The sequence below is a fragment of the Sedimentibacter sp. zth1 genome (assembly GCF_017352195.1).
GTDB lineage: Bacteria > Bacillota > Clostridia > Tissierellales > Sedimentibacteraceae > UBA1535.
Genome location: NZ_CP071445.1, coordinates 893,870 through 914,541 on the forward strand (window position 1 = coordinate 893,870; position 20,672 = coordinate 914,541).

A 20,672-nucleotide genomic window follows, 5' to 3' on the forward strand; every position below is an offset into this window, starting at 1 on the left:
TAATTATGGACAATATATATACCCCAAGATAAAATATATGTATAGTACTAAATCGGAGGTTATTATGAATAATAGATCAAAATTAAATGTTTTTCATATAACAGAGCTTAAAAAGAATAAATATGTTATTTCTGCTGATGAAAATAAAATACATTATAGTAATGATTTAAAGAAAAAAGCTATTCTACTAAGTATGGAAGGCTATACTGCTAAACAAACATTTACTGAATGTGGTTTTGATATATCATACTTAGGTACTAGACCTACTGAGCAAATAAAAATATGGAAAAAGCAATATAAAATGAATGGATTTAGCACTTTTGAAAAAACAAAATCCAATTATAAAGCTAGAACTAATATATCAAAGGATATGCAAATAGCACATTTAAAAAAGGAATTAAAACAAGTAAAAGATGAATTAGCTTATATAAAAAAGTTAGAAAAAATAGAAAGTGAGGTGAAATTAGAGAGATATATTAAAAGTCAAAAATTCAAATTAATTAAATTAATTAGCGAAAAAAAACATATATCAATTAGTACATTATGCTCTTTAGCGAATGTATCTCGTTCTGGATACTACAATTATTTTTGTAACAAGTCTACTCTAAACAGAAAAAAACGCTCTTTAGCGTACATAAAAGATGTTAATTTAATAAAGAAAGTCTTTGCTTATAAAGGATTTAAAAAAGGTTCTCGCTGTGTAAAAGCACTGCTTCTCAATATGTATAATACAGTAATGAGTCTAAATAAAATTCAAAAAATCATGAGAGAAAACGGAATGAAATCTCAAATTCGTAAAGCTAATGCTCATAGGAAGATGAATTTAAAACGACAAGAATCTCATGTTATTCAAAATATACTTAAAAGACGTTTCAAGACTGGAATACCAAGAAATGTGCTCTTAACTGATATTACTTACTTATTCTATAATAATCATAAAAAAAGAGCATATTTATCTGTTATTAAAGATGCTGAAACTAATGAAATTATCTCTTATGATATTAGTGAAAATCTAGACTTAAATATTGTACTTAATACCATTAATAACTTAGAGTTAGATTCAGTATTTAATACTAGTAAAAATAATATTATTATACACTCTGATCAAGGTTCACAGTATACAACATCCAAATATCAAAATAAAATTAAAGAACTGGGACTTATCCAATCGATGTCAAGAAGGGCTAATTGCTGGGATAACGCACCTATAGAATCTTTTTTTGGAACTTTAAAACAAGAAATAAGCATCAATAGTTTACAAAGCTTTACAGAATTAAAGAACTATATTAATGTATATATTAATTATTATAATAATGAAAGACCCCAACTATCACTAAATAATATAACTCCAATAAAAAAGCTACATGATTTATTAAGTATGGGGTCTAAAAATTGTTCTTTACAATGGTGTTAATTTAAAGAGCCGCAAAAATAAACCCATAAAATGACTGGATTTGTCAATTCCATGGGTTTTTCTAATTATATGTAATTAGAATTCTATTTATTCTGCAGTTAGTCCTTCTAAATCAATAGCTATTCTGTTTTCCTAAAAATATTTAATTGCTCATTAGCATCCCATTTATCAGGAACTTTCCTACTTCTAGAATACCATTTACAACCCTCTTCAATCCACCTATTTCTCCATTCTTCAAAAGTGCTGTTTTTCTTATCAAAATCATCATAACCATATTGAAATCCACAACATGGACAAATCTCATCCGATGCAATTCCATTTGTGTATGGTTGTTCAAATAGTCCATCGTAATTACAAACTAAGCATGTATAGCCCACTTAATTTCCTCCTTAATTTCCAGGTTGACCATTCCAATAGTCAATACCTTTGTCAGGTTTATAGAAAGTTTTTGTTGTTCCGTTAGAATTGTAAGACCCAAATGTATTTGTGTTACTATCATAAACTCTAATAGTTCCATTTGAATCTACTTTCACATCATAATTTCTACGATTATTATAGAAGTCATTAGCTTGACTTGCATAATCCTGCTCTGAAGTTGCATCAAAATCACCACCAGGTCTATCATAATGGTCAGTCAATGTATCTTGATTACCCCAATTATTATCTTTACTAGTCCCCTTACTACCACTAGTTAAATTATCCCAAGAAGCGGACATTACATTTTTCCCACCATGAAAACTTAATACTCCAGAAGCTAGTAATTCTGCTGAAAATTCCATTGCTGGCACGGCAATAGCTTCTCTACCCTTTATTTTAGCAGCATAGCCTCCAACTCTTACTACTGCTGAAGCTCCTGTTTTAACAACTCCCCATACTGTTTCGGCTACACCAAGTTCAAATGATATTACATCTCCAATTTTTTTACCAACATTATAACATCCATCATATGTAACATTTGGTGCTATTATATTAGATTCAAATGATTGTAACCCTTGTGACATACCTGATGAATATTTTTCATCATTATTACCTACAATTGAACGTAACTGGTCTAATTGATTAGCATGTGTGTTTTGCAAGTAAAAAATACACAATGTAGCTTCTTTTTTTTGCATAGTGCACTTGCTACAAATTTATATATTATTTTTGATTAGTTAGTGCTTGTGCAAGCCTGTTGCTTTCACCTGGGAAAGAAACAATGCTCGCATGATGCACAAGTCTATCAATCAAGGCAGCAGTAAGTTTTGTATCTCCAAAAACCGATGACCATTGACCAAACTCAAGGTTTGTAGTTACAATTATACTTTGCTTTTCATAACATTCTGATATTACATTAAACAATAATTCTGATCCTATTTTATCAAATGGTACATACCCAACTTCATCTAAAATTAACAATTCATTTTTCTTCAATCTGTTTCTAAATTGACGTATGTTACCCTGATTATATTTATATACTAAAGTTTCAACGAGTTCAGAAACCCTAAAAAATTGTACATTTAGTCCTTTCCTGCAAGCCTCTATTGATAAGGCCGTAGCCATATGTGTTTTACCAGTTCCTACGTTACCCATTAAAACTATGTTTTCCTTATTTTTTATCCATTCTAATGATATTAATCTTTCTTTGTTACATGTTGATGGAAAGATTATTTCGTCAAATTTATATCCTTCAAATGTTTTAATTTGAGGAATATTTGATGTTTTTAATAATTTGCTAAGTTTAGCTCTTTTTCTGCCTTCTATTTCAGCATTTAAAACCTCATAAATATATTCTTTTTGCTTAGTTGTACTAGTTTCAATTAAATCATCTATATATGCTATTTTTAACTGTTTACATATATCCTTTATTGCTTCATTATTCAACACTTACACCTCCATGTGATAATTTATTATATTTGCATAAATTTATTGATGATTCTTTTATATCCTTTGGAGTGTAATTTTCATTTATATCACTTTTGTAAATTCCACTATGTTCAGAATTATCGTATAAAGCAGCGGTTATCGTTGAAATACTATTGTTATGATTATATTGTCCTATACATACTGATATGTCCTTGATATTGTATACATTTAACCAATTAATACAGGCTGATATTCTTTCTTTTCGAACATCTAAATTTTCTATGCTTATATATTCTTTTAGTTCTTTTGGTAACATCTTTGTAAATTGTGAATGTATTACACTTCTTGGCTTTTTACTATATCCTTTAAATACTTCTATCCATGGAACCTCATGGATTTTATCTGTATATGGTCTTGGTATTGATGTAATCATGTTATATTTTGTGTCTAATATATCTATTTTGTCCCATGTAACCTTTACAGGAAGGCTTGTACCTATATTGACTCCAAATATCTTTATATCTGTATTATCTACCTTGATTTCACCGTATTTATTAACAGTTTTACTTTCTAATCTATATATTTCATATTCTGTATCTGGTAACTTTTTTAAATTCTTTTTATCTTCTTCCCATAATTCATGTATCTTTTGATCTTTTGCGTAATGTACACGTTGCATATCTTTTTTAGTTCTCTTATCAAGTTCATTTTCCAATGTTTCAAAGCTTTTAAATATTGGTATTGGAACACAAAAATTTCGTCTTACATATCCACATTTATTCTCTACATTTCCTTTTTCATTTCCAGCTGCTGCATTGCAAAATATTGATTTAAAGCCATAATGACTTTTAAATCTTAAAAAGCTATCGGTTAATATTCTTTCATCACCTTTTTGTATTTTTACTACTGCTGCTGATAAATTATCAAACCATATTGACTGAGGCACACCACCTGATTTCTTAAATAGCTTTTTTAATCCTTCTAAAAAACACTCTTGGTTTTCTGATGGAACTGGTTGTACAAAAGCATTATTGCTATATGGATAGCTTAATACCAATACTTTTACATCGACAAAATTTGCTTCCTTACTAACTTGCATTGTGTAAAAATCAACCTGTGCTTCTCCTGGTTCATGTTCAAGCCTTTCATATGACGGTGAACTTTCAATTTTCATTAATGCTTTAGTTTTTTCTACATAGGCACATACTGTTCTATATCCACCTTTAAATCCATGTTCATTACATAATCTATTATATATTGCTTTCGCTGTATGCCTTTGCTTTTTAGGTACTAATTTATCTTCATTTAACCATGTATCAACTATTTCTTTGTATGGTTCCATTACTGGTGATTTTTTTGTTCTCTTTTTTATTGGCTCATTCCAATTATCTTTATCAGCATATTTTTTTGCTGTTCTCCAATTAATATTTAGCTTTTCTTTAATTTGGTTAATATTTAGGTCTTCAAATTCTCTTAAATATTTGATATAATCTTGTTGAGGCACTTTTAACATCCTTTCGTTCTCCTTCGTTAGTTCTTATCAAACATAACGATAACGGATTGTTTGGTTGTTAGCAAGTGTCTTTTTTTAACATTTTATACTATGCATTTTTAGGCGGCTATACTGTGTACTTTTATTATGCCATAAACAGCATGTCCTTCTAGTTCATTATTTGCTACTAAATCACCTATTCCTTTAAATACATCACCAGTACCGCACCAAATTTTTTGATACCATTTTAATTCTTTATCTTCCTCTATTGTATTCCACTCTAGTTCAGCACTTCCTACTATACTTTCTATCGCTTCTTGATTTTCTTGTGCTATTTCTTTTGCTGTTACTATTACATCATATTTTTCTACTCCAGTACTGATTATTTCTTTTGTATCAAAATTATTTTTATAAATTTCTGTAATTGTTACAGTACGTTCATATGTATATATTATTCTACTACCATTATCATCTTTAATTGCTTTATCCAAATTACCATATTCAATATTTTTAGTATCAAGATAATATGTATATGGTCGTAACTCTCTCATCAAGTTAGCAATTTATCTTCATCTAATTTTAATCAACAAATGCATATGATTATCCATAATACAATAAGCAATTATACAAAATTCTAGCTCTTCTCTTATTTCTTTTAATATTTCTAGAATTTTATTTTTGTATATAGAACTCATAAATATTTTTTTTTATTTATTCCTCTTATCATTATGTGATATATTCCAGTAGAACTTATTACCCGTGCTTGTCTTGGCATATTTCACCTCAATCTTTTATTGTTTTATTATAGTTTTTCTGTACTACTGTTTTTATATTTTGTCAATTTAAAAGAACCGTCCCTATGTTTTTCCACATACTTTTTTTGTTCTTTAAATAGCCTCTTATTCTCTCTACCCGCTACATGTTCCACTATAGTTTTTAGATAAATAAGCCGGAAAAGACAGCTAATGTCCATAATGAAACTACAGCATTTATTAATGTTCCTAAAACTGTAAATAATTTATTCTTCTCCTTATGAAACAGTCCAATAATTCCTAATATTAAGCCTAATGGTTTTGTAATCAATTCTACTTTACTTCCGATATTGAGTATCTGAACTTGCAAAAATAACGTTTCTCCAAACTTGTGGTTTAAGTACGAAGATAGGGCCAAATAAATTGCGACTGAAAGTAGCACATTAAATATACCTAATACAAATGAAATCAGCCCTGTTATTGAGTAATTATGCTTATTTGACATATTAATTATCAACTCCCTAAATCATAATATTTTTATCCTTTAATCGGTACAAATGGAAGTTGAACAAACCATATAAACAAGAGCATTAGCACCCCAAGTAAAATTGCCTGCCAACTGTTTAAGTCAAATCTGACAATTGCATAAATCATAGCAATTATCTCTAATAAATACAGAAGTGTATGCCATAGTGGCAGCTTTATTGTTCCTCCACATTCGTTGCAGAAATATGTATATCTGTAATCTACTAACTTTATTTTTTGCCAATATGATATAGTATACTTGCTGCAATTAGGGCATTTATATTTTGAATATCTTTTCAAAAAGTTCATTGTACACCTTCCTTTACTTATAACCGTCTTTTTTCCATTTTGATTTTATTATATTGTCATATGAAATTATTTTATCATCCCGAACATATACTTGTATTGTAGCAACATCCAGTCCCTGATTCGTCTCAGTTCTTAATAGAATGTAAATATCACCTGCTTGTATAGTAACTCCATCTCTATTGTAAGTATCATTTTTGGGCTTATTCATACTGATACCAGTGTCTACACCGGAAGCTACTAACCCTATCCCGGTTTCCATTGCACCAAGTGCCCCTAGCCCAATATTTTTTGCAGTATTTCCAATAGATGCTTTTCCATTTTGTTCTACATCAATAACGAATGCAGTTAGTGTCCCAAGAACAGGTCCAACTGCAGGTATAGTACCTCCTAAAAAGCATATAACATCATCGCGTTTTTGAAGATCATGTATGTCGTCAAGAGAAAAAGTATGTGCTATATCAGTTGATACTCTTGTGGTTCTATCGCTGCTTGCAAAAGCATAGTCTTCCACATCGATACCATTTTTCATTTGAATTTCTTGTATAGCTCTTATGGTTGCATCCATACCTGACAGATTGTTCTTTGATTTGTAATCATCGAACAAATTCCTCAATGCTAGGATAGTGTCTGAGTCAGTTTGTGATAGTTTAGTTTCACCCGTCCCCTCACTACCATTAGTTAAATCATCCCAAGAAGATGAATATTTTATATCATTATTGCCTAAAATCGAACGTAACAGATCTAATTTATTAGCATGTACTTCTAGTTCATTATTTAGTACTGAACCACCTATTTCTTTAACTACAGCATCAGCACCATACCAAATTTTTTGATGACATTTTAATTCTTTTTCTTCCTCTATTGTATTCCACTCTATCTCAATACTTCCTGCTGATATTTTTATAGCCTCTTGATTTGATTTTGCTAACTCTGCTGCTGTTACCGTTTCATCATATTTTTCTACTCCAGTACCAATTCTTTCTTTTGTATTATAATCATTTCTATAAATTTCTGTAATTTTATAGTACGTTCATATGTATATATTATTCTACTACCATTGTCATCTTTAATTGCTTTATTCCAATCACCATATTCAGTATGTGTATCGGCAAGATAATATGTCTTTGGTCGTAATTTTCTCATCAACTCAGCATTTTGATGTGCTATGTTTTGCTTTTCTGTATACTTTCCTGTTTCTAAGAATTCATCTTCATCCTCAAACCATATTTTACTCATACTTGATATTTCACTATCCACTTCTGACCTTGACATAGCTAATATCTTTGATTCTGTATATACCGCTAAGTGTCCTGTAGGGTCTACATAGTTTACTGGGTTGTTTAATGCATATGCATATTGGTTAAGTGATTGTGGATTTGATATATCACCTCTATAGGTGTCTTCTGTCATAAATCTTCCTACATTTGGATTATACCATCTTGCATTCATATATACAAGTGATGCTTTACCATCATATAGATGTCCTGTATAGCCTCTTAAGTTATATGGTGATGTTATGCCTGTTTGTATGTTTCCAAATACGTCATATCTATAGTCTTCTATCTTGTCTCCATGTCTATCTCTTAAGGCTGTTGTTGATGATAATCCATCAAATTCATAGTACATTAGCCCGCCATTTGTATTTATTGTTTCTTCTTTTGATGGTGATATTCTTCCTTTTAGTCCAAACATCTTTTGTTGTGTACCTAAATTGTACACCTTTAAGGGGTCACTCCAAACCGTCCCTATGTTTTCCCAAGGTGGTAACTGAGGATTTCTTCATTTTCCTTGATTTGTTTTTTATGCGGTTTATAATACAATTTTAATCCTTTTGTACGGTCTTATTTTGGTGTACGTACATGGAATTTCATATATTTTTCAGGTGGGGCTAACAATGGTAACATTTATAGTAGTTGTGGTATTGGTTTCACTAGGCACTGGGTACTCCGCCCCAATAAAAAGGTGATGGAGTGCAATTACTCCATCACCTTTTTATTGACAACTATCAATTAATGAAATAGATATTTGTATATAGAATATTGTTTGCTTTCAGGGAAAGACTAAACCTGAACTCACATTCTCCTTTGAAAGCTGAATAAAGCCTTTTAAGATACGTCATTTCATCATTGAGTTTATGGCTTTCTACTGACTTTCCCAATGTGCCGATAAAAACATCCTTATTTTTTGATTTATAACTCTCGTTGATTAGCAACATGCTGTTCATGATTTCAAGAATCAATACGTCTTTTTTTGTCAAACAAGAATTTTTACTTATCCTATTCTTGAATGAATCAACTAAAGCAGAAGACAGCACATGTTCTTTCGACAATAACCCAAAGGACTCTTTTATCAATTCTTTCAAGTCATTCTCAAAATCATCAGCACTAAGAACTACTTTATATGTCTCTATATAGTTTGTATCTCCTTTTAATTGACTCCAGAATCTATTAAACATACCTATTACATAAACATTCTCATCTTCTGTCAGATTTGATACGTCTTCTACATCCTCTTCCATATCCTTCAATTCTATAAGTATGTCATTTGCGAGTCTATATTTTAAGAAGTCATATTCGTTTGAATCAAATATTTCATCAAAAACAGCATTTGCCCATTTTACAATTTCCACTAAGGAAATTTTATCTTTAAGAAACAACTCAACTTTATCTAATAATTCATTGTAATAATTAATAATTTCAGCCCCTTTCTATGGTAAAATATCGAGATATTCTCGCGTACCATCGATAACTCTAAATATTTTTTCTCCTATAACTGTACCATCATCAATGTTCTTTACAAAATGATACTCAATTCTTACTCCATCAGATTTGAAACTTTGAATACCTTTCTTCCAACTATCAATGTTGAAATCATCATAGCCTAAATCTTTCGCCATTCTTGCATAATTGCCATTAGGGTCTTTAAGAGTTTTCAATTTATCCTCAACTTTCTTATAGTTGCTAAATAAATCACTCTTTGAAATCTTGTTAGCAAGTTTACCCGTCCCCTCACTACCACTAGTTAAATTATCCCAAGAGGCGGACATTACATTTTTTCCACCATGAATACTTAATGCTCCAGAAGCTAGTCCACTTACTGAAATTGATATTGCGGGCTCGGCAATAGCTTCTCTACCAGTTAATTTGGCAATGGAACCTCCAAATCCTACTAATGCTGAAGTTCCTAGTTTAATACCCCCCCAAAAATGTTTCGGCTGCACCAAGTCCTAATGATATTACATCTCCAACTTTTTTACCAACATTATAACATCCATCGTATGTAACATTTGGTGCTATTATATTAGATTCAAATGATTGTAACCCTTGTGACATACCTGACGAATATTTTTCATCATTTTTGCCTACAGTTGAACGTAACAAATCTAATTTATTAGCATGTACTTCTAGTTCATTATTTAGTACTGAACCACCTATTTCTTTAACTACAGCATCAGTACCATACAAATTTTTTTGATGACATTTTAATTCTTTTTCTTCCTCTATTGTATTCCACTCTAAATCAATACTTCCCGCTGATATTTTTATAGGTGTTATATTGTCAGTTTTGAATATATTTTGTAGTTAGCCAATTTTAACCATGAAACAAAACCCACTTTTAAATAGATTCAGACAATACCTTTTGACTTATCATGTGACTTAATATTATTTAATATTTCTTTCTTCAATAAGCATATTAATATTCTCTAGCCACTCTTCATCATCTTCCTTTTTTGCATCCTCTGCAGATTTTTTTATATAGTTATCAACAATTGTACTCTCACTTTCTTTCAGCATATTATATATTTTAATTGCCCCTGGCCAATTCATGTCCTGTAGCCATTTTAATAATTCACTGATAATTGGAATACATTTGTTAACACCAATATTAACTATTACTTCCGCAGAATTTTCCCAATGAAATTTGCTCAATGGTTGTACAAGCAAATGCAATGATTCATCAGAAATTTTACCCAGTTCGACTTTTGCAGCTGCAATATCATCTTCATCATTGTTCCAATTTAGTCTATCAATAATTGTTATCCAATCCATATACCCTCCTATGGTTTTACTTTAGTCGATATTGCTTGTAGTATCGACTACGTAATCCCCATCTCTAAATTCATCAAATTTGTATAATGAATCATTAAAGTCAATATCATTCGAAGATTCATCAAAAATATTAATTTTATTGTATATGCATCCTAGAAAGATGGCTAAAAGTATCAGCAAAAAACGTATAATGATTCCTTTTTTCATTTTGCACCTCATTATTTACCTATTTTTTCTTGTTAATCAAATACATAATTTTTAATGTAATTACCTGCTATGTCTAATAGTGATATGGCATACGGAGTCTTACCTTCATGGAATGACTCAGTTCTAACATCTACAGCTAGTACTGTAAGCACCTTTCCGATATCATTTTACCAAGCAATAAAACTTCTTCCTAAAACATCATCAACAGACTTGAATTCTACTTTTTCAAAATTACTACCTTTACAATTATTATATACCTTATCTAATATCTTTCTGGACTTGCTATAAAATTCAATATATATCGAATCCGTACATAAAAATACTATTTCACAACTGCTTTCCAAAAAATCTTTTAATGTATTTATTTCAACACGCTCTTTATCAAGAGGATATGCTTTTATATCAGAAAATATCATATAATAACTTTCTCTTGATATACATTTGATAAATTCTTCTGCATTTAAAACGTCTGCTCCAAAAAAGTTTCCTTTCATTTTATCATTCTCAGAGTATAAAAAATCATCGGCATTTATCTCCCAAACATAATTAAACAAATCAATACCATTAAAAATTTTATTTAAATAATTACTATATCCATTTTTAACCTTAATATCTAAGCAAATCAAGTATATTCACCTCGTTTTTTTAATTACACTTAAAATAACTTAATCCGTTTTTTGGTTGTCTGGTCTGTAAATGCCTGGTATTACCATATCTTGCCATTATGTCATTTGTGTCTGTCTATCCTCTTCTTTAACAATTCGTAGCGCATATACACCAATGTTTTCAGGACTAACCGTGTCTTCAGTATACTCTAGAATAAATACAACATAATCATCCTCACTTGTTTTAACTTCATAAAATGATTTTATTTCTATTGTTATTTTATCTTGGTCTTTTTCTCTATCGACAATAGGTCCAGAGTACTTTTCCCAAGAAACTACATCACCTCTAAAGAAATCGAATAAATATTCCATTTCAATGTCAAAATCTTTATCTTCATTCATTACTTGTTTAGAAAAAATGTCTTTAAAACTTTGTTCATCTTTATCGACGATACCCTTGAGTAATTTTTCTAAGGTATTGTCTGCTAATTGTTCGTTACTAGGAATATCAGTTGAATCTTGGTTTATATCATCCTTCGAACACGACACCATTACTATTATACTTAAACTCAATATAATTAAAAAACATTTCTTTTTCATTTTATCCTCCCATTAATTAAACGTAAGTGTTGCGGTCTTATTATCGTAATCAAATACCCATCTCTTATCAATACCATCATATGCTTTTGCAAAATCATTGAATAAAGTTGTTTTGTTCTCAAACGATACCTTATAAGTCGCAGTCAAGTAACTAGCTTTTAAATCTTTGATTTCTGGATTAAAACTTGTAATCCACCACTGCTTCTCTTGTGAACTATATTGCGCAATTGGATTTCCAGCTTTATCTTCCAGTTCCATCGACATAGTCAAGGCAAGACTTGTATCTACGAGCCAGTCATCTTCAAAAGGTGTCGTATAATTAATTATGCCCATCAAAACTGATTTATTAGAATAAAGTCCTAATTCTGCACCCATTCCTAAATTAATATAATCTCCTTTCCATGCCCAAAATTTATATTCCCTATCACCAGAAGTAAAAGGAAACTCTGCATCAAGCATGCTAGTAGAATAATCAAATATAATATCATATAATTCATTGTATCCAGCTATTTATTGCCAGGCATTAGTCTTTGCATGATAAACTCCATTTCCATCTTCAAACATACATAATGCCGCTGCCCCATATGCATCTGTTGCATCATCACCCGTCCCCTTAGATGTAAAACTGTTGCTATTATTATACCAAATTATAGTAATCATTTCACTACAGAATTTAGATTATGCAGTGTGATTTATCTTTGTTATCAACAAGAAACCCATGGCATAACTATGAATGTCAAACCATGGGCATATGATTAAATTATGTTGTCAGTTACTTACATCTTTTGCAGTGAGACTTACTCAACGACTTCAATCTCATTACTGGATGCAACCACCTGAGCTATAGTTTCACCTGTTTCTTTTTTTGATACTTCTACTTCATAGTTACCATTAGGGTACACCTCAATGATGTATCCTGTTGTTCCAACGAAAACTCCTTCTGCTGAGAACTTATCCATTACAAATTTTACTTTGTCATATTCTTTCATTTGCCCTCCTATTTTGTGAATCCTGAAAATGGTGTATTTAACTTGATTGAACCGTCTTCGAGAATCATCCATCCAGTTTTTAGGTAACTTGTACTTCCAGTAGCATCACCTATTCCTGGTAGTTCGATTTCTATGTTTATTCTTTGTCCATAGTTATCTAATTTACCAAGTGTATAATCACCATTTGCAAACTTTTTGGCTGCTTGGTTTTGGTATAACTTTACCAAATCATCTGCATGTTCTTTACCATACCCAAGGTTTTTGAAGACAACATCTTTACCATGGTCTGCTCCATCCTTGAATATGTACTCAGAGAATTTTCTTACGTCAACGTCAGCTTTACTCATCCCCTTTGTAATATCATCAATAGAACCACTTACAATTCTTAATGCATCTCCAGAATAGTCAAGTATTGTATCTCCATGAACCAAATACTTAATACCTTTTGCCGCTTCATCTGCCCAAGGAACAATAACTGATATAAGCAAACCACCCTCTGTAAGTGTTCTATCAAGCTCACTTAATTCCTCACCAGTGAATAAATTTGTATTCGTTTTTAATTCATATACATCTAATATAGACCCCACAATAGGCGTTGCTCTAATAGTATATTGTCCAACAGGTGTGCTGAAAAATTTTTGCCAGCTCATAGCACTTCGCATGCCTCCCATTGCTTGGTTAATATATCCTTGTGGTATACCCATAGATTTCATATATAAATATGCATATGCTTCTGTTGCCGAACCATACTGCTCTGTCAATTGTTCAATCAATTCATTTTCTATCAAATACTGTAATTGATTTTGAGTATCTTCAGTTAAGTTATTAGAACTATTCCCAGCTGTACTTTTATCAGGTTCCGTTTTATATATTTTCTCATTCCACTCTAAATCAATACTTCCTACTGATCTTTTTATAGCCTCTTGATTTCCTTGTGCTAACTCTGCTGCTGTTACTGTTACATCATATTTTTCTACTCCAGTACCAATTCTTTCTTTTGTATTATAATCATTTCTATAAATTTCAGTAATTTTTACAGTTCGTTCATATGTATATATTATTCTACTACCATTGTCATCTTTGATTGCTTCATTCCAATCACCATATTCAGTATGTGTATCGTCAAGATAATATGTATATGGACGTAACTCTCTCATCAACTCAGCATTTTGATGTGCTATGTTTTGCTTTTCTGTATGCTTTCCTGTTTCTAAGAAAATATCATAATCCTCAAACCATATGTCACTCATACTTGATATTTCACTATTCACTTCTGACCTTGACATAGCTAATATCATTGATTTTGTATATACCGCTAAATGTCCTGTAGGGTCTACATAGTTTACTGGGTTATTTAATGCATATGCATATTGGTTTAATGATTGTGGATTTAATATATCACCTCTATAGGTGTCTTCTGTCATAAATCTTCCTACATTTGGATTATACCATCTTGCATTCATATATACAAGTGATGCTTTATCATCATATAGATGTCCTGTATAGCCTCTTAAATTATATGGTGATGTTATGCCTGTTTGTATGTTTCCAAATACATCATATCTATAGTCTTCTATCTTGTCTCCATGTCTATCTCTTAATGCTGTTGTTGATGATAATCCATCAAATTCATAGTACATTAGCCCACCATTTGTATTTATTGTTTCTTCTTTTGATGGTGATATTCTTCCTTTTAGTCCAAACATCTTTTGTGCTACTACTTCTCCATTTGCATAGTAGTATTCATTCATTGGCGAACCTTTTTCTGAATATACTTTATGTTGAACATTTGATGTACCTATATAGTCATATTTTTCTATTTCTATATTTAAATTTGGCAGTTCTGGTCCTTCTTGTCCTGGTTGTCCTCCTAATTTTTTGTATACTCCATATGCTTTTGCATTTTCATTGCCTATTAGGCCTTTTGGTATTTCTTTTTGTTTGTCATTTTTGTTATTCTTTCCGTTATTATTCTTTCCGTTATTATTTGAGTTGCCTGGAGCACTGTCATTGCTTGTATTTGACTTAAATTCTTCCATTAATTTAAGTCCATTTTCATTGTACTCAGCTACTAATTTAGGGTCATATTCTGCTACTTCTCTTGATACTAATCTTCCTATTCCATCATATTTATATGATGAATATGTACCATTGTCATTTAGTGTTCCTGTTAGCTGATTTGCTCCATTGTATGTGTATTCAACTTTTTCTTCTGGTGATTCTGATAGCATCAAGTTACCTGAAAGGCAATTGTTGAGACAATCTGTTGCTGAAAGTTTTTTCAGTCAATTTAAATGTGAAAGTAATGAAAAATAAAATAAGATATCCTCAAGATATAATTAATGTTACAGAGGAATATATTGAGTACTATACAAATTTTTGTCCACAAAAGAAATTAGGTGGAATGACCCCTATTTCATATAGAAATGCTTATAATATAGTTTTAAAAAATATATTATATTATTTGAACCTAAATTGTACACCTTTAAAGGGTCACTCCACTATTGACAAAGAACCAGAAAAATCCCCAGATACACGGTGGCAACTGAGGATTAGGTTTTCAGTATTTATTTTTTCTAGGGTTTATAATACCTTTCTACCCCTTTCGTATGGTTATACTGTGATGTGCGTACAAGGAATTTCAAAAATTTTTCAGGCAGGGCTAACGAGGGTAACCTTTATAGTAATTGTTGTATTGGTTTCGCTAAGCACTGAGTACCACGCCTATAAAAACAACTGAATTACATGAACTCCACACTTATCCTATCTACTTCAACTTCCACAAATTTGTTAATCAAATACTCATATTCTTCAAATATTTCATCTTGAAAAACTACCCCAGCATCCAATATACCGCCTTCTTTAAGTATTCCTCGGATTAAATATTTAAACGAACTATTCAATGGTTTCAATCCTTTAATTACAGCTACTGATTCAGCAATTTTGAAGTCATCTAAGATGGTTATTCCTACCAAAACGTCATAATGATTACCTACTTCCAGCTGATATGGAATAATACTAGCAAAACCTGTGAATTCAACATCTCCAATTCTCAGTTCTACTTCTTCTTCAATAATTTCACTTACCCCTGTTAATAATGCTGTTTGTTTCATTTTTTCACCTCATTCTAATCCAGTGGATTAATAACTTGTATATTCTCTCCATTTAACATCTTCCAGAACGTTTTGCCACTTTCAACATGATATGTTGTAATTTCGCCTAAATTATTGGTACCTACAAATTCAAACTTAGCACCACCTTTACTATTGTTGCCCATAAATCTTAGATACCCTGTCCTGATTTCATCTTTGTATGTGTACGAAACTTTTGTACCATTTTGCATAACATCTTGTGCCCCCTCTAAGAATTCATCCGCATTCTTGTAAATACCTTTGAACTCGTCACCATGTTTAGCAAAATGACTAGCTAATTTTTCAGCACTTGCAAAGTTAGCTTTACTCATCCCCTTAAACAAGTACCTTGTACTATCAATTAAGCCACCAAGCATTTCTCCACCAACATATGCCAAAGACATATCTAATGCTATTTTTGCTACTTCTCGATCACTAGGATTTATTGCACTAAGATAACTATTAGTAGCATAATTTAATCTATTTTCCCAAACAATGGATATTGCTTTTCCATATGCTTTAATCTTAACAAACCAGTTGTTACTATCCATTTCATTACTTACTTTTTCAATCTCTTCATCTACATAAATTTCAGTAACATATTCTGGATTCAATTGTTCAAAAACAGTAGCTCCACTGTCTTTTCTAGTTTTATAATTATCCAAGTCATCCAAGTTAAGAAAATCTAATTCGTTAGGTTCCGTTTCATATATTTTCTCATTCCACTCTAAATCAATACTTCCTACTGATCTTTTTATAGCCTCTTGATTTCCTTGTGCTAACTCTGCTGCTGTTACTGTTACATCATATTTTTCTACTCCAGTACCAGGTATTTCTTTTGTATCATAATCATTTTTATAAATTTTTGTAATTGTTACAGTACGTTCATATGTATATATTATTCTACTACCATTGTCATCTTTGATTGCTTCATTCCAATCACCATATTTAGTATTTGTATCGGCAAGATAATATGTCTTTGGTCGTAATTTTCTCATCAACTCAGCATTTTGGTGTGCTATGTTTTGCTTTTCTGTATGCTTTCCTGTCTCTTTGAAAATATCATAATCCTCAAACCATATTTTACTCATACTTGATATTTCACTATCCACTTCTGACCTTGACATAGCTAATATCTTTGATTCTGTATATACCGCTAAGTGTCCTGTAGGGTCTACATAGTTTACTGGGTTATTTAATGCGTATGCATATTGGTTTAATGATTGTGGATTTGATATATCACCTCTATAGGTGTCTTCTGTCATAAATCTTCCTACATTTGGATTATACCATCTTGCATTCATATATACAAGCGATGCTTTATCATCATATAGATGTCCTGTATAGCCTCTTAAGTTATATGGTGATGTTATGCCTGTTTGTATGTTTCCAAATACATCATATCTATAGTCTTCTATCTTGTCTCCATGTCTATCTCTTAATGCTGTTGTTGATGATAATCCATCAAATTCATAGTACATTAGCCCACCATTTGTATTTATTGTTTCTTCTTTTGATGGTGATATTCTTCCTTTTAGTCCAAACATCTTTTGTGCTACTACTTCTCCATTTGCATAGTAGTATTCATTCATTGGCGAACCTTTTTCTGAATATACTTTATGCTGAACATTTGATGTACCTATATAGTCATATCTTTCTATTTCTACGTCTATTTTAGGCAACTCTAGTCCTTCTGGTCCTTCTTGTCCTGTTTGTCTTTCTAATTTTTTGTATACTCCATATGCTTTTGCATTTTCATTGCCTATTAGACCTTTTGGTATCTCTTTTTGTTTGTTATTCTTAGCGTTATTATTCTTTCCTTTGTTATTTGAGTTGCCTAGAGCACTGTCATTGCTTGTATTTGACTTAAATTCTTCCATTAGTTTAAGTCCATTTTCATTGTACTCAGCTACTAATTTAGGGTCATATTCTGCTACTTCTCTTGATACTAATCTTCCTATTCCATCATATTTATATGATGAATAGGTACCATTGTTATTTAGTGTTCCTGTTAGCTGATTTGCTCCATTGTATGTGTATTCAACCTTTTCTTATGGTGATTCTGATAGTATAAAGTTCCCTGAAAGGCAATTGTTGGGACAATGCTGTTGCTGAAAGTTTTTTCAGTCACTTTAAATGTGAAAGTAATGAAAAATGAAATAAGATATTCTCAAGATGTAATTAATGTTACAGAGGAATATATTGAGTACTATACAAATTTTTGTCCACAAAAGAAATTAGGTGGAATAACCCCTATTTCATATAGAAACGCTAATAATATAGTTTTAAAAAATCTATTATATTATGTGTACCTAAATTGTACACCTTTAAGCAGTCACTCCAAACCGTCCCTATGTTTTTTCCTACCTTTCCGTTTGGAATAGATGGGTGTTGTTTGGAAGTGATTGCAAAATGTTAGTTCTGAAGTAAGATTTTTTCTAGTAAATAGAAAGAAAGCCATGGAATGACTGAGATTGTCTATTCCATAGCTTTTGTTTTGAATTATGTTGTGAGAAAAATAATACTTATGCAGTCAGATGGTTTACTCCGATTCATTGTCAAACTTAGTTGCAATTATAATATCAGGCTGACTAATATCCCAGTTTTCATCCCAGTCACGAAGGTGCGAATGACACATTTCTGTCTCTCCTACCACATTACTATGACTTTCCACCACATTCTGTAAAAAACTTACTAAATTTTTTAGCTCATTAATATTTGACATGATAGATATTTCATTTAACTCAATCATATCCTCGTTATTTTTTTCATATCCGTATATTTTCATAATTATTCTCCAATCAGCCACCCATTTTTAAGTAGCCATTTTATCGTTTTATTACTTGGATCAGGGACACCTTTATGTGCATCGTGGATTGTGCCATCTACGTTCATTGATGTGCCATCCTTAAAATGAACATGTGGCTTCTGTCCTGGAACATGAGGTTTATCAACCCTATCTACTTCTCTCGGTGCTTGACCTTTCTCAACTTGCCTTTGAAGTTGTGACTGACTAGTTGGGTCAGTTTTACCCGTCCCCTCACTACCACTAGTTAAATTATCCCAAGAAGCTGACACTACACCTAGTCCACCATGAATACTTAATGCTCCAGAAGCTAGTCCACTTACTGAAATTGATATTGCGGGCTCGGCAATAGCTTCTCTACCAGTTAATTTGGCAATGGAACCTCCAAATCCTACTACTGCTGAAGCTCCTGTTTTAATAACTCCCCATCCTGTTTCGGCTAAACCAAGTCCAAATGATATTACATCTCCAACTTTTTTACCAACATTATAACATCCATCGTATGTAACATTTGGTACTATTATATTAGATTCAAATGATTGTAACCCTTGTGACATACCTGATGAATATTTTTCATCATTTTTGCCTACAGTTGAACGTAACTGGTCTAATTGAATAGCATGTGCTTGTAGTTCATTATTTGCTACTGAATCACCTATTCCTTTAACTACATCAACAGCACCGTACCAAATTTTTTGATACCATTTTAATTCTTTATCTTCCTCTATTGTATTCCACTCTAGTTCAGCACTTCCTACTATACTTTCTATCGCTTCTTGATTTTCTTGTGCTATTTCTTTTGCTGTTACCGTTACATCATATTTCTCTACTCCAGTACCGGGTATTTCTTTTGTTTCATAATCATTTTTATAAATTTCTGTAATTTTTACAGTACGTTCATATGTATATATTATTCTACTACCATTGTCATCTTTGATTGCTTCACTCCAATCACCATATTCAGTATGTGTATCGTCAAGATAATATGTATATGGACGTAACTCTCTCATCAGTTCAGCATTTTGATGTGCTATGTTTTGCTTTTCTGTATGCTTTCCTGTTTCTAAGAAAATATCATAATCCTCAAACCATATGTCACTCATACTTGATATTTCACTATTCACTTCTGACCTTGACATAGCTAATATCATTGATTTTGTATATACTGCTAAGTGTCCTGTAGGGTCTACATAGTTTACTGGGTTGTTTAATGCATATGCATATTGGTTAAGTGATTGTGGATTTGATATATCACCTCTATAGGTGTCTTCTGTCATAAATCTTCCTACATTTGGATTATACCATCTTGCATTCATATATACAAGTGATGCTTTATCATCATATAGATGTCCTGTGTAGCCTCTTAAGTTGTATGGTGATGTTATACCTGTTTGTATGTTTCCAAATACGTCATATCTATAGTCTTCTATCTTGTCTCCATGTCTATCTCTTAAGGCTGTTGTTGATGTTAAGCCATCAAATTCATAGTACATTAATCCGCCATTTGTATTTATTGTTTCTTCTTTTGATGGTGATATTCTTCCTTTTAGTCCAAACATCTTTTGTGCTACTACTTCTCCATTTGCATAGTAGTATTCATTCATTGGCGAACCTTTTTCTGAATATACTTTATGTTGAACATTTGATGTGCCTATATAGTCATATCTTTCTATTTCTACGTCTAATTTAGGTAACTCTAGTCCTTCTTGTCCTGTTTGTCCTTCTAATTTTTTGTATACTCCATATGCTTTTGCATTTTCATTGCCTATTAGGCCTTTTGGTATTTCTTTTTGTTTGTCATTTTTGTTATTCTTTACGTTATTATTCTTTTCGTTATTATTTGAGTTGCCTGGAGCACTGTCATTGCTTGTATTTGACTTAAACTCTTCCATTAATTTAAGTCCATTTTCATTGTACTCAGCTACTAATTTAGGATCATATTCTGCTA

General features: G+C 31.4%; 29 protein-coding genes. 4 read left to right on the forward strand and 25 right to left on the reverse strand.

Annotation, left to right across the window (positions count from 1 at the left end; all coding sequences use genetic code 11):
- Positions 1–64 precede the first annotated feature (64 nt).
- A complete protein-coding gene (locus tag JYG23_RS04335; RefSeq protein ID WP_207237319.1) occupies positions 65–1,414 on the forward strand; it encodes an IS3 family transposase in 1,350 nt (449 codons plus the stop codon).
- A 119-nt stretch (positions 1,415–1,533) separates the two neighbouring features.
- Here the strand turns inward: JYG23_RS04335 and JYG23_RS04340 are convergent, their stop codons facing one another.
- From JYG23_RS04340 to JYG23_RS04380, 9 genes are all read right to left on the reverse strand, one after another.
- Complete coding sequence (locus JYG23_RS04340) at positions 1,534–1,791, reverse strand: hypothetical protein (RefSeq protein ID WP_207237320.1); 258 nt, start codon at positions 1,789–1,791, stop codon at positions 1,534–1,536.
- A gap of 12 nt (positions 1,792–1,803) precedes the next feature.
- The gene (locus tag JYG23_RS04345) at positions 1,804–2,529 is read right to left on the reverse strand and encodes a hypothetical protein (RefSeq protein ID WP_207237322.1); all 726 of its coding nucleotides are present in this window, start codon (positions 2,527–2,529) and stop codon (positions 1,804–1,806) included.
- A gap of 25 nt (positions 2,530–2,554) precedes the next feature.
- Positions 2,555–3,280 carry an IS21-like element helper ATPase IstB gene (gene istB, locus JYG23_RS04350; protein ID WP_242631547.1) on the reverse strand — a complete coding sequence of 242 codons (726 nt, stop codon included), beginning with the start codon at positions 3,278–3,280 and terminating at the stop codon, positions 2,555–2,557.
- Complete coding sequence (gene istA, locus JYG23_RS04355) at positions 3,270–4,772, reverse strand: IS21 family transposase (protein ID WP_207235127.1); 1,503 nt, start codon at positions 4,770–4,772, stop codon at positions 3,270–3,272. Before istA ends, istB begins: the two co-directional genes overlap by 11 nt.
- Positions 4,773–4,870: 98 nt before the next feature.
- Entirely contained in the window at positions 4,871–5,302 is a 432-nt protein-coding gene (locus JYG23_RS04360; protein WP_207237323.1) for a hypothetical protein, read from the reverse strand.
- Positions 5,303–5,320: 18 nt separating this feature from the next.
- A complete protein-coding gene (locus tag JYG23_RS04365) occupies positions 5,321–5,446 on the reverse strand; it encodes a transposase (RefSeq protein ID WP_207237325.1) in 126 nt (41 codons plus the stop codon).
- Between the two features lie 241 nt (positions 5,447–5,687).
- Positions 5,688–6,008, reverse strand: coding sequence for a hypothetical protein (locus JYG23_RS04370; RefSeq protein WP_207237326.1), 321 nt, complete (start codon positions 6,006–6,008; stop codon positions 5,688–5,690).
- Positions 6,009–6,040: 32 nt separating this feature from the next.
- Positions 6,041–6,337: a hypothetical protein gene (locus JYG23_RS04375; RefSeq protein ID WP_207237328.1), complete on the reverse strand. Its 297-nt coding sequence runs from the start codon at positions 6,335–6,337 to the stop codon at positions 6,041–6,043.
- 13 nt (positions 6,338–6,350) lie between these two features.
- Complete coding sequence (locus tag JYG23_RS04380; protein ID WP_207237329.1) at positions 6,351–6,941, reverse strand: hypothetical protein; 591 nt, start codon at positions 6,939–6,941, stop codon at positions 6,351–6,353.
- A 19-nt stretch (positions 6,942–6,960) separates the two neighbouring features.
- On the opposite strand from JYG23_RS04380, the gene JYG23_RS04385 reads away from it, so the two are divergent.
- The gene (locus JYG23_RS04385; RefSeq protein WP_207237331.1) at positions 6,961–7,170 is read left to right on the forward strand and encodes a hypothetical protein; all 210 of its coding nucleotides are present in this window, start codon (positions 6,961–6,963) and stop codon (positions 7,168–7,170) included.
- A 127-nt stretch (positions 7,171–7,297) separates the two neighbouring features.
- Here the strand turns inward: JYG23_RS04385 and JYG23_RS04390 are convergent, their stop codons facing one another.
- From JYG23_RS04390 to JYG23_RS04445, 12 genes are all read right to left on the reverse strand, one after another.
- A complete protein-coding gene (locus tag JYG23_RS04390) occupies positions 7,298–8,056 on the reverse strand; it encodes an RHS repeat-associated core domain-containing protein (RefSeq protein WP_242631631.1) in 759 nt (252 codons plus the stop codon).
- A gap of 286 nt (positions 8,057–8,342) precedes the next feature.
- On the reverse strand, positions 8,343–8,966 hold the full coding sequence (locus JYG23_RS04395; protein WP_207237332.1) for a hypothetical protein: 624 nt from the start codon (positions 8,964–8,966) through the stop codon (positions 8,343–8,345).
- Positions 8,967–9,044: 78 nt separating this feature from the next.
- Positions 9,045–9,560: a hypothetical protein gene (locus JYG23_RS04400; RefSeq protein WP_207237334.1), complete on the reverse strand. Its 516-nt coding sequence runs from the start codon at positions 9,558–9,560 to the stop codon at positions 9,045–9,047.
- The gene (locus JYG23_RS04405) at positions 9,526–9,801 is read right to left on the reverse strand and encodes a hypothetical protein (protein WP_207237335.1); all 276 of its coding nucleotides are present in this window, start codon (positions 9,799–9,801) and stop codon (positions 9,526–9,528) included. The genes JYG23_RS04400 and JYG23_RS04405 overlap by 35 nt, the downstream gene beginning before the upstream one ends.
- A 198-nt stretch (positions 9,802–9,999) precedes the next feature.
- The gene (locus JYG23_RS04410) at positions 10,000–10,386 is read right to left on the reverse strand and encodes a DUF5071 domain-containing protein (protein ID WP_207237336.1); all 387 of its coding nucleotides are present in this window, start codon (positions 10,384–10,386) and stop codon (positions 10,000–10,002) included.
- A gap of 21 nt (positions 10,387–10,407) precedes the next feature.
- A complete protein-coding gene (locus JYG23_RS04415; protein WP_207237337.1) occupies positions 10,408–10,605 on the reverse strand; it encodes a hypothetical protein in 198 nt (65 codons plus the stop codon).
- Between the two features lie 155 nt (positions 10,606–10,760).
- Positions 10,761–11,219, reverse strand: coding sequence for a DUF2691 family protein (locus JYG23_RS04420; RefSeq protein WP_207237339.1), 459 nt, complete (start codon positions 11,217–11,219; stop codon positions 10,761–10,763).
- Positions 11,220–11,315: 96 nt separating this feature from the next.
- Positions 11,316–11,798 carry a DUF5104 domain-containing protein gene (locus JYG23_RS04425; RefSeq protein ID WP_207237340.1) on the reverse strand — a complete coding sequence of 161 codons (483 nt, stop codon included), beginning with the start codon at positions 11,796–11,798 and terminating at the stop codon, positions 11,316–11,318.
- A 12-nt stretch (positions 11,799–11,810) separates the two neighbouring features.
- Positions 11,811–12,257: a DUF4474 domain-containing protein gene (locus JYG23_RS04430; RefSeq protein ID WP_207237948.1), complete on the reverse strand. Its 447-nt coding sequence runs from the start codon at positions 12,255–12,257 to the stop codon at positions 11,811–11,813.
- Between the two features lie 51 nt (positions 12,258–12,308).
- Entirely contained in the window at positions 12,309–12,458 is a 150-nt protein-coding gene (locus JYG23_RS04435; RefSeq protein WP_207237341.1) for a hypothetical protein, read from the reverse strand.
- A 137-nt stretch (positions 12,459–12,595) separates the two neighbouring features.
- Complete coding sequence (locus JYG23_RS04440) at positions 12,596–12,787, reverse strand: DUF4926 domain-containing protein (protein WP_207237342.1); 192 nt, start codon at positions 12,785–12,787, stop codon at positions 12,596–12,598.
- Positions 12,788–12,795: 8 nt separating this feature from the next.
- The gene (locus JYG23_RS04445) at positions 12,796–15,018 is read right to left on the reverse strand and encodes an RHS repeat-associated core domain-containing protein (RefSeq protein WP_207237343.1); all 2,223 of its coding nucleotides are present in this window, start codon (positions 15,016–15,018) and stop codon (positions 12,796–12,798) included.
- Between the two features lie 74 nt (positions 15,019–15,092).
- On the opposite strand from JYG23_RS04445, the gene JYG23_RS04450 reads away from it, so the two are divergent.
- Positions 15,093–15,527, forward strand: a complete 435-nt coding sequence (locus tag JYG23_RS04450) for an IS3 family transposase (protein WP_207237344.1) — start codon at positions 15,093–15,095, stop codon at positions 15,525–15,527.
- Between the two features lies 1 nt (position 15,528).
- Here the strand turns inward: JYG23_RS04450 and JYG23_RS04455 are convergent, their stop codons facing one another.
- A complete protein-coding gene (locus JYG23_RS04455; protein ID WP_207237345.1) occupies positions 15,529–15,900 on the reverse strand; it encodes a hypothetical protein in 372 nt (123 codons plus the stop codon).
- Positions 15,901–15,914: 14 nt separating this feature from the next.
- Positions 15,915–17,798, reverse strand: a complete 1,884-nt coding sequence (locus JYG23_RS04460) for an RHS repeat-associated core domain-containing protein (protein WP_207237346.1) — start codon at positions 17,796–17,798, stop codon at positions 15,915–15,917.
- Between the two features lie 267 nt (positions 17,799–18,065).
- On the opposite strand from JYG23_RS04460, the gene JYG23_RS15105 reads away from it, so the two are divergent.
- Entirely contained in the window at positions 18,066–18,302 is a 237-nt protein-coding gene (locus JYG23_RS15105) for an IS3 family transposase (protein ID WP_371818623.1), read from the forward strand.
- 158 nt (positions 18,303–18,460) lie between these two features.
- On the opposite strand, the gene JYG23_RS04470 is transcribed toward JYG23_RS15105, so the two are convergent.
- Both JYG23_RS04470 and JYG23_RS04475 read right to left on the reverse strand, forming a co-directional pair.
- Positions 18,461–18,706 carry a hypothetical protein gene (locus tag JYG23_RS04470; protein WP_207237347.1) on the reverse strand — a complete coding sequence of 82 codons (246 nt, stop codon included), beginning with the start codon at positions 18,704–18,706 and terminating at the stop codon, positions 18,461–18,463.
- Positions 18,707–18,708: 2 nt separating this feature from the next.
- Entirely contained in the window at positions 18,709–20,616 is a 1,908-nt protein-coding gene (locus JYG23_RS04475; RefSeq protein WP_207237348.1) for an RHS repeat-associated core domain-containing protein, read from the reverse strand.
- Positions 20,617–20,672 lie beyond the last annotated feature (56 nt).

What these genes read in the sequence shown, in the direction of transcription:
- JYG23_RS04435 (WP_207237341.1), bottom strand. Translation starts at nt 12,458, where the DNA reads ATGATTACTATAATTTGGTATAATAATAGCAACAGTTTTACATCTAAG.
- JYG23_RS04365 (WP_207237325.1), bottom strand. Translation starts at nt 5,446, where the DNA reads ATGAGTTCTATATACAAAAATAAAATTCTAGAAATATTAAAAGAAATA.
- JYG23_RS04345 (WP_207237322.1), bottom strand. Translation starts at nt 2,529, where the DNA reads ATGCAAAAAAAAGAAGCTACATTGTGTATTTTTTACTTGCAAAACACA.
- JYG23_RS04360 (WP_207237323.1), bottom strand. Translation starts at nt 5,302, where the DNA reads ATGAGAGAGTTACGACCATATACATATTATCTTGATACTAAAAATATT.
- JYG23_RS04425 (WP_207237340.1), bottom strand. Translation starts at nt 11,798, where the DNA reads ATGAAAAAGAAATGTTTTTTAATTATATTGAGTTTAAGTATAATAGTA.
- JYG23_RS04335 (WP_207237319.1), top strand. Translation starts at nt 65, where the DNA reads ATGAATAATAGATCAAAATTAAATGTTTTTCATATAACAGAGCTTAAA.
- JYG23_RS04445 (WP_207237343.1), bottom strand. Translation starts at nt 15,018, where the DNA reads ATGCTATCAGAATCACCAGAAGAAAAAGTTGAATACACATACAATGGA.
- JYG23_RS04440 (WP_207237342.1), bottom strand. Translation starts at nt 12,787, where the DNA reads ATGAAAGAATATGACAAAGTAAAATTTGTAATGGATAAGTTCTCAGCA.
- JYG23_RS04470 (WP_207237347.1), bottom strand. Translation starts at nt 18,706, where the DNA reads ATGAAAATATACGGATATGAAAAAAATAACGAGGATATGATTGAGTTA.
- JYG23_RS04450 (WP_207237344.1), top strand. Translation starts at nt 15,093, where the DNA reads ATGAAAAATAAAATAAGATATCCTCAAGATATAATTAATGTTACAGAG.
- JYG23_RS04460 (WP_207237346.1), bottom strand. Translation starts at nt 17,798, where the DNA reads ATGGAAGAATTTAAGTCAAATACAAGCAATGACAGTGCTCTAGGCAAC.
- JYG23_RS04410 (WP_207237336.1), bottom strand. Translation starts at nt 10,386, where the DNA reads ATGGATTGGATAACAATTATTGATAGACTAAATTGGAACAATGATGAA.
- JYG23_RS15105 (WP_371818623.1), top strand. Translation starts at nt 18,066, where the DNA reads ATGAAAAATGAAATAAGATATTCTCAAGATGTAATTAATGTTACAGAG.
- JYG23_RS04430 (WP_207237948.1), bottom strand. Translation starts at nt 12,257, where the DNA reads ATGCTTGATGCAGAGTTTCCTTTTACTTCTGGTGATAGGGAATATAAA.
- JYG23_RS04455 (WP_207237345.1), bottom strand. Translation starts at nt 15,900, where the DNA reads ATGAAACAAACAGCATTATTAACAGGGGTAAGTGAAATTATTGAAGAA.
- JYG23_RS04375 (WP_207237328.1), bottom strand. Translation starts at nt 6,337, where the DNA reads ATGAACTTTTTGAAAAGATATTCAAAATATAAATGCCCTAATTGCAGC.
- istA (WP_207235127.1), bottom strand. Translation starts at nt 4,772, where the DNA reads ATGTTAAAAGTGCCTCAACAAGATTATATCAAATATTTAAGAGAATTT.
- JYG23_RS04475 (WP_207237348.1), bottom strand. Translation starts at nt 20,616, where the DNA reads ATGGAAGAGTTTAAGTCAAATACAAGCAATGACAGTGCTCCAGGCAAC.
- JYG23_RS04415 (WP_207237337.1), bottom strand. Translation starts at nt 10,605, where the DNA reads ATGAGGTGCAAAATGAAAAAAGGAATCATTATACGTTTTTTGCTGATA.
- JYG23_RS04370 (WP_207237326.1), bottom strand. Translation starts at nt 6,008, where the DNA reads ATGTCAAATAAGCATAATTACTCAATAACAGGGCTGATTTCATTTGTA.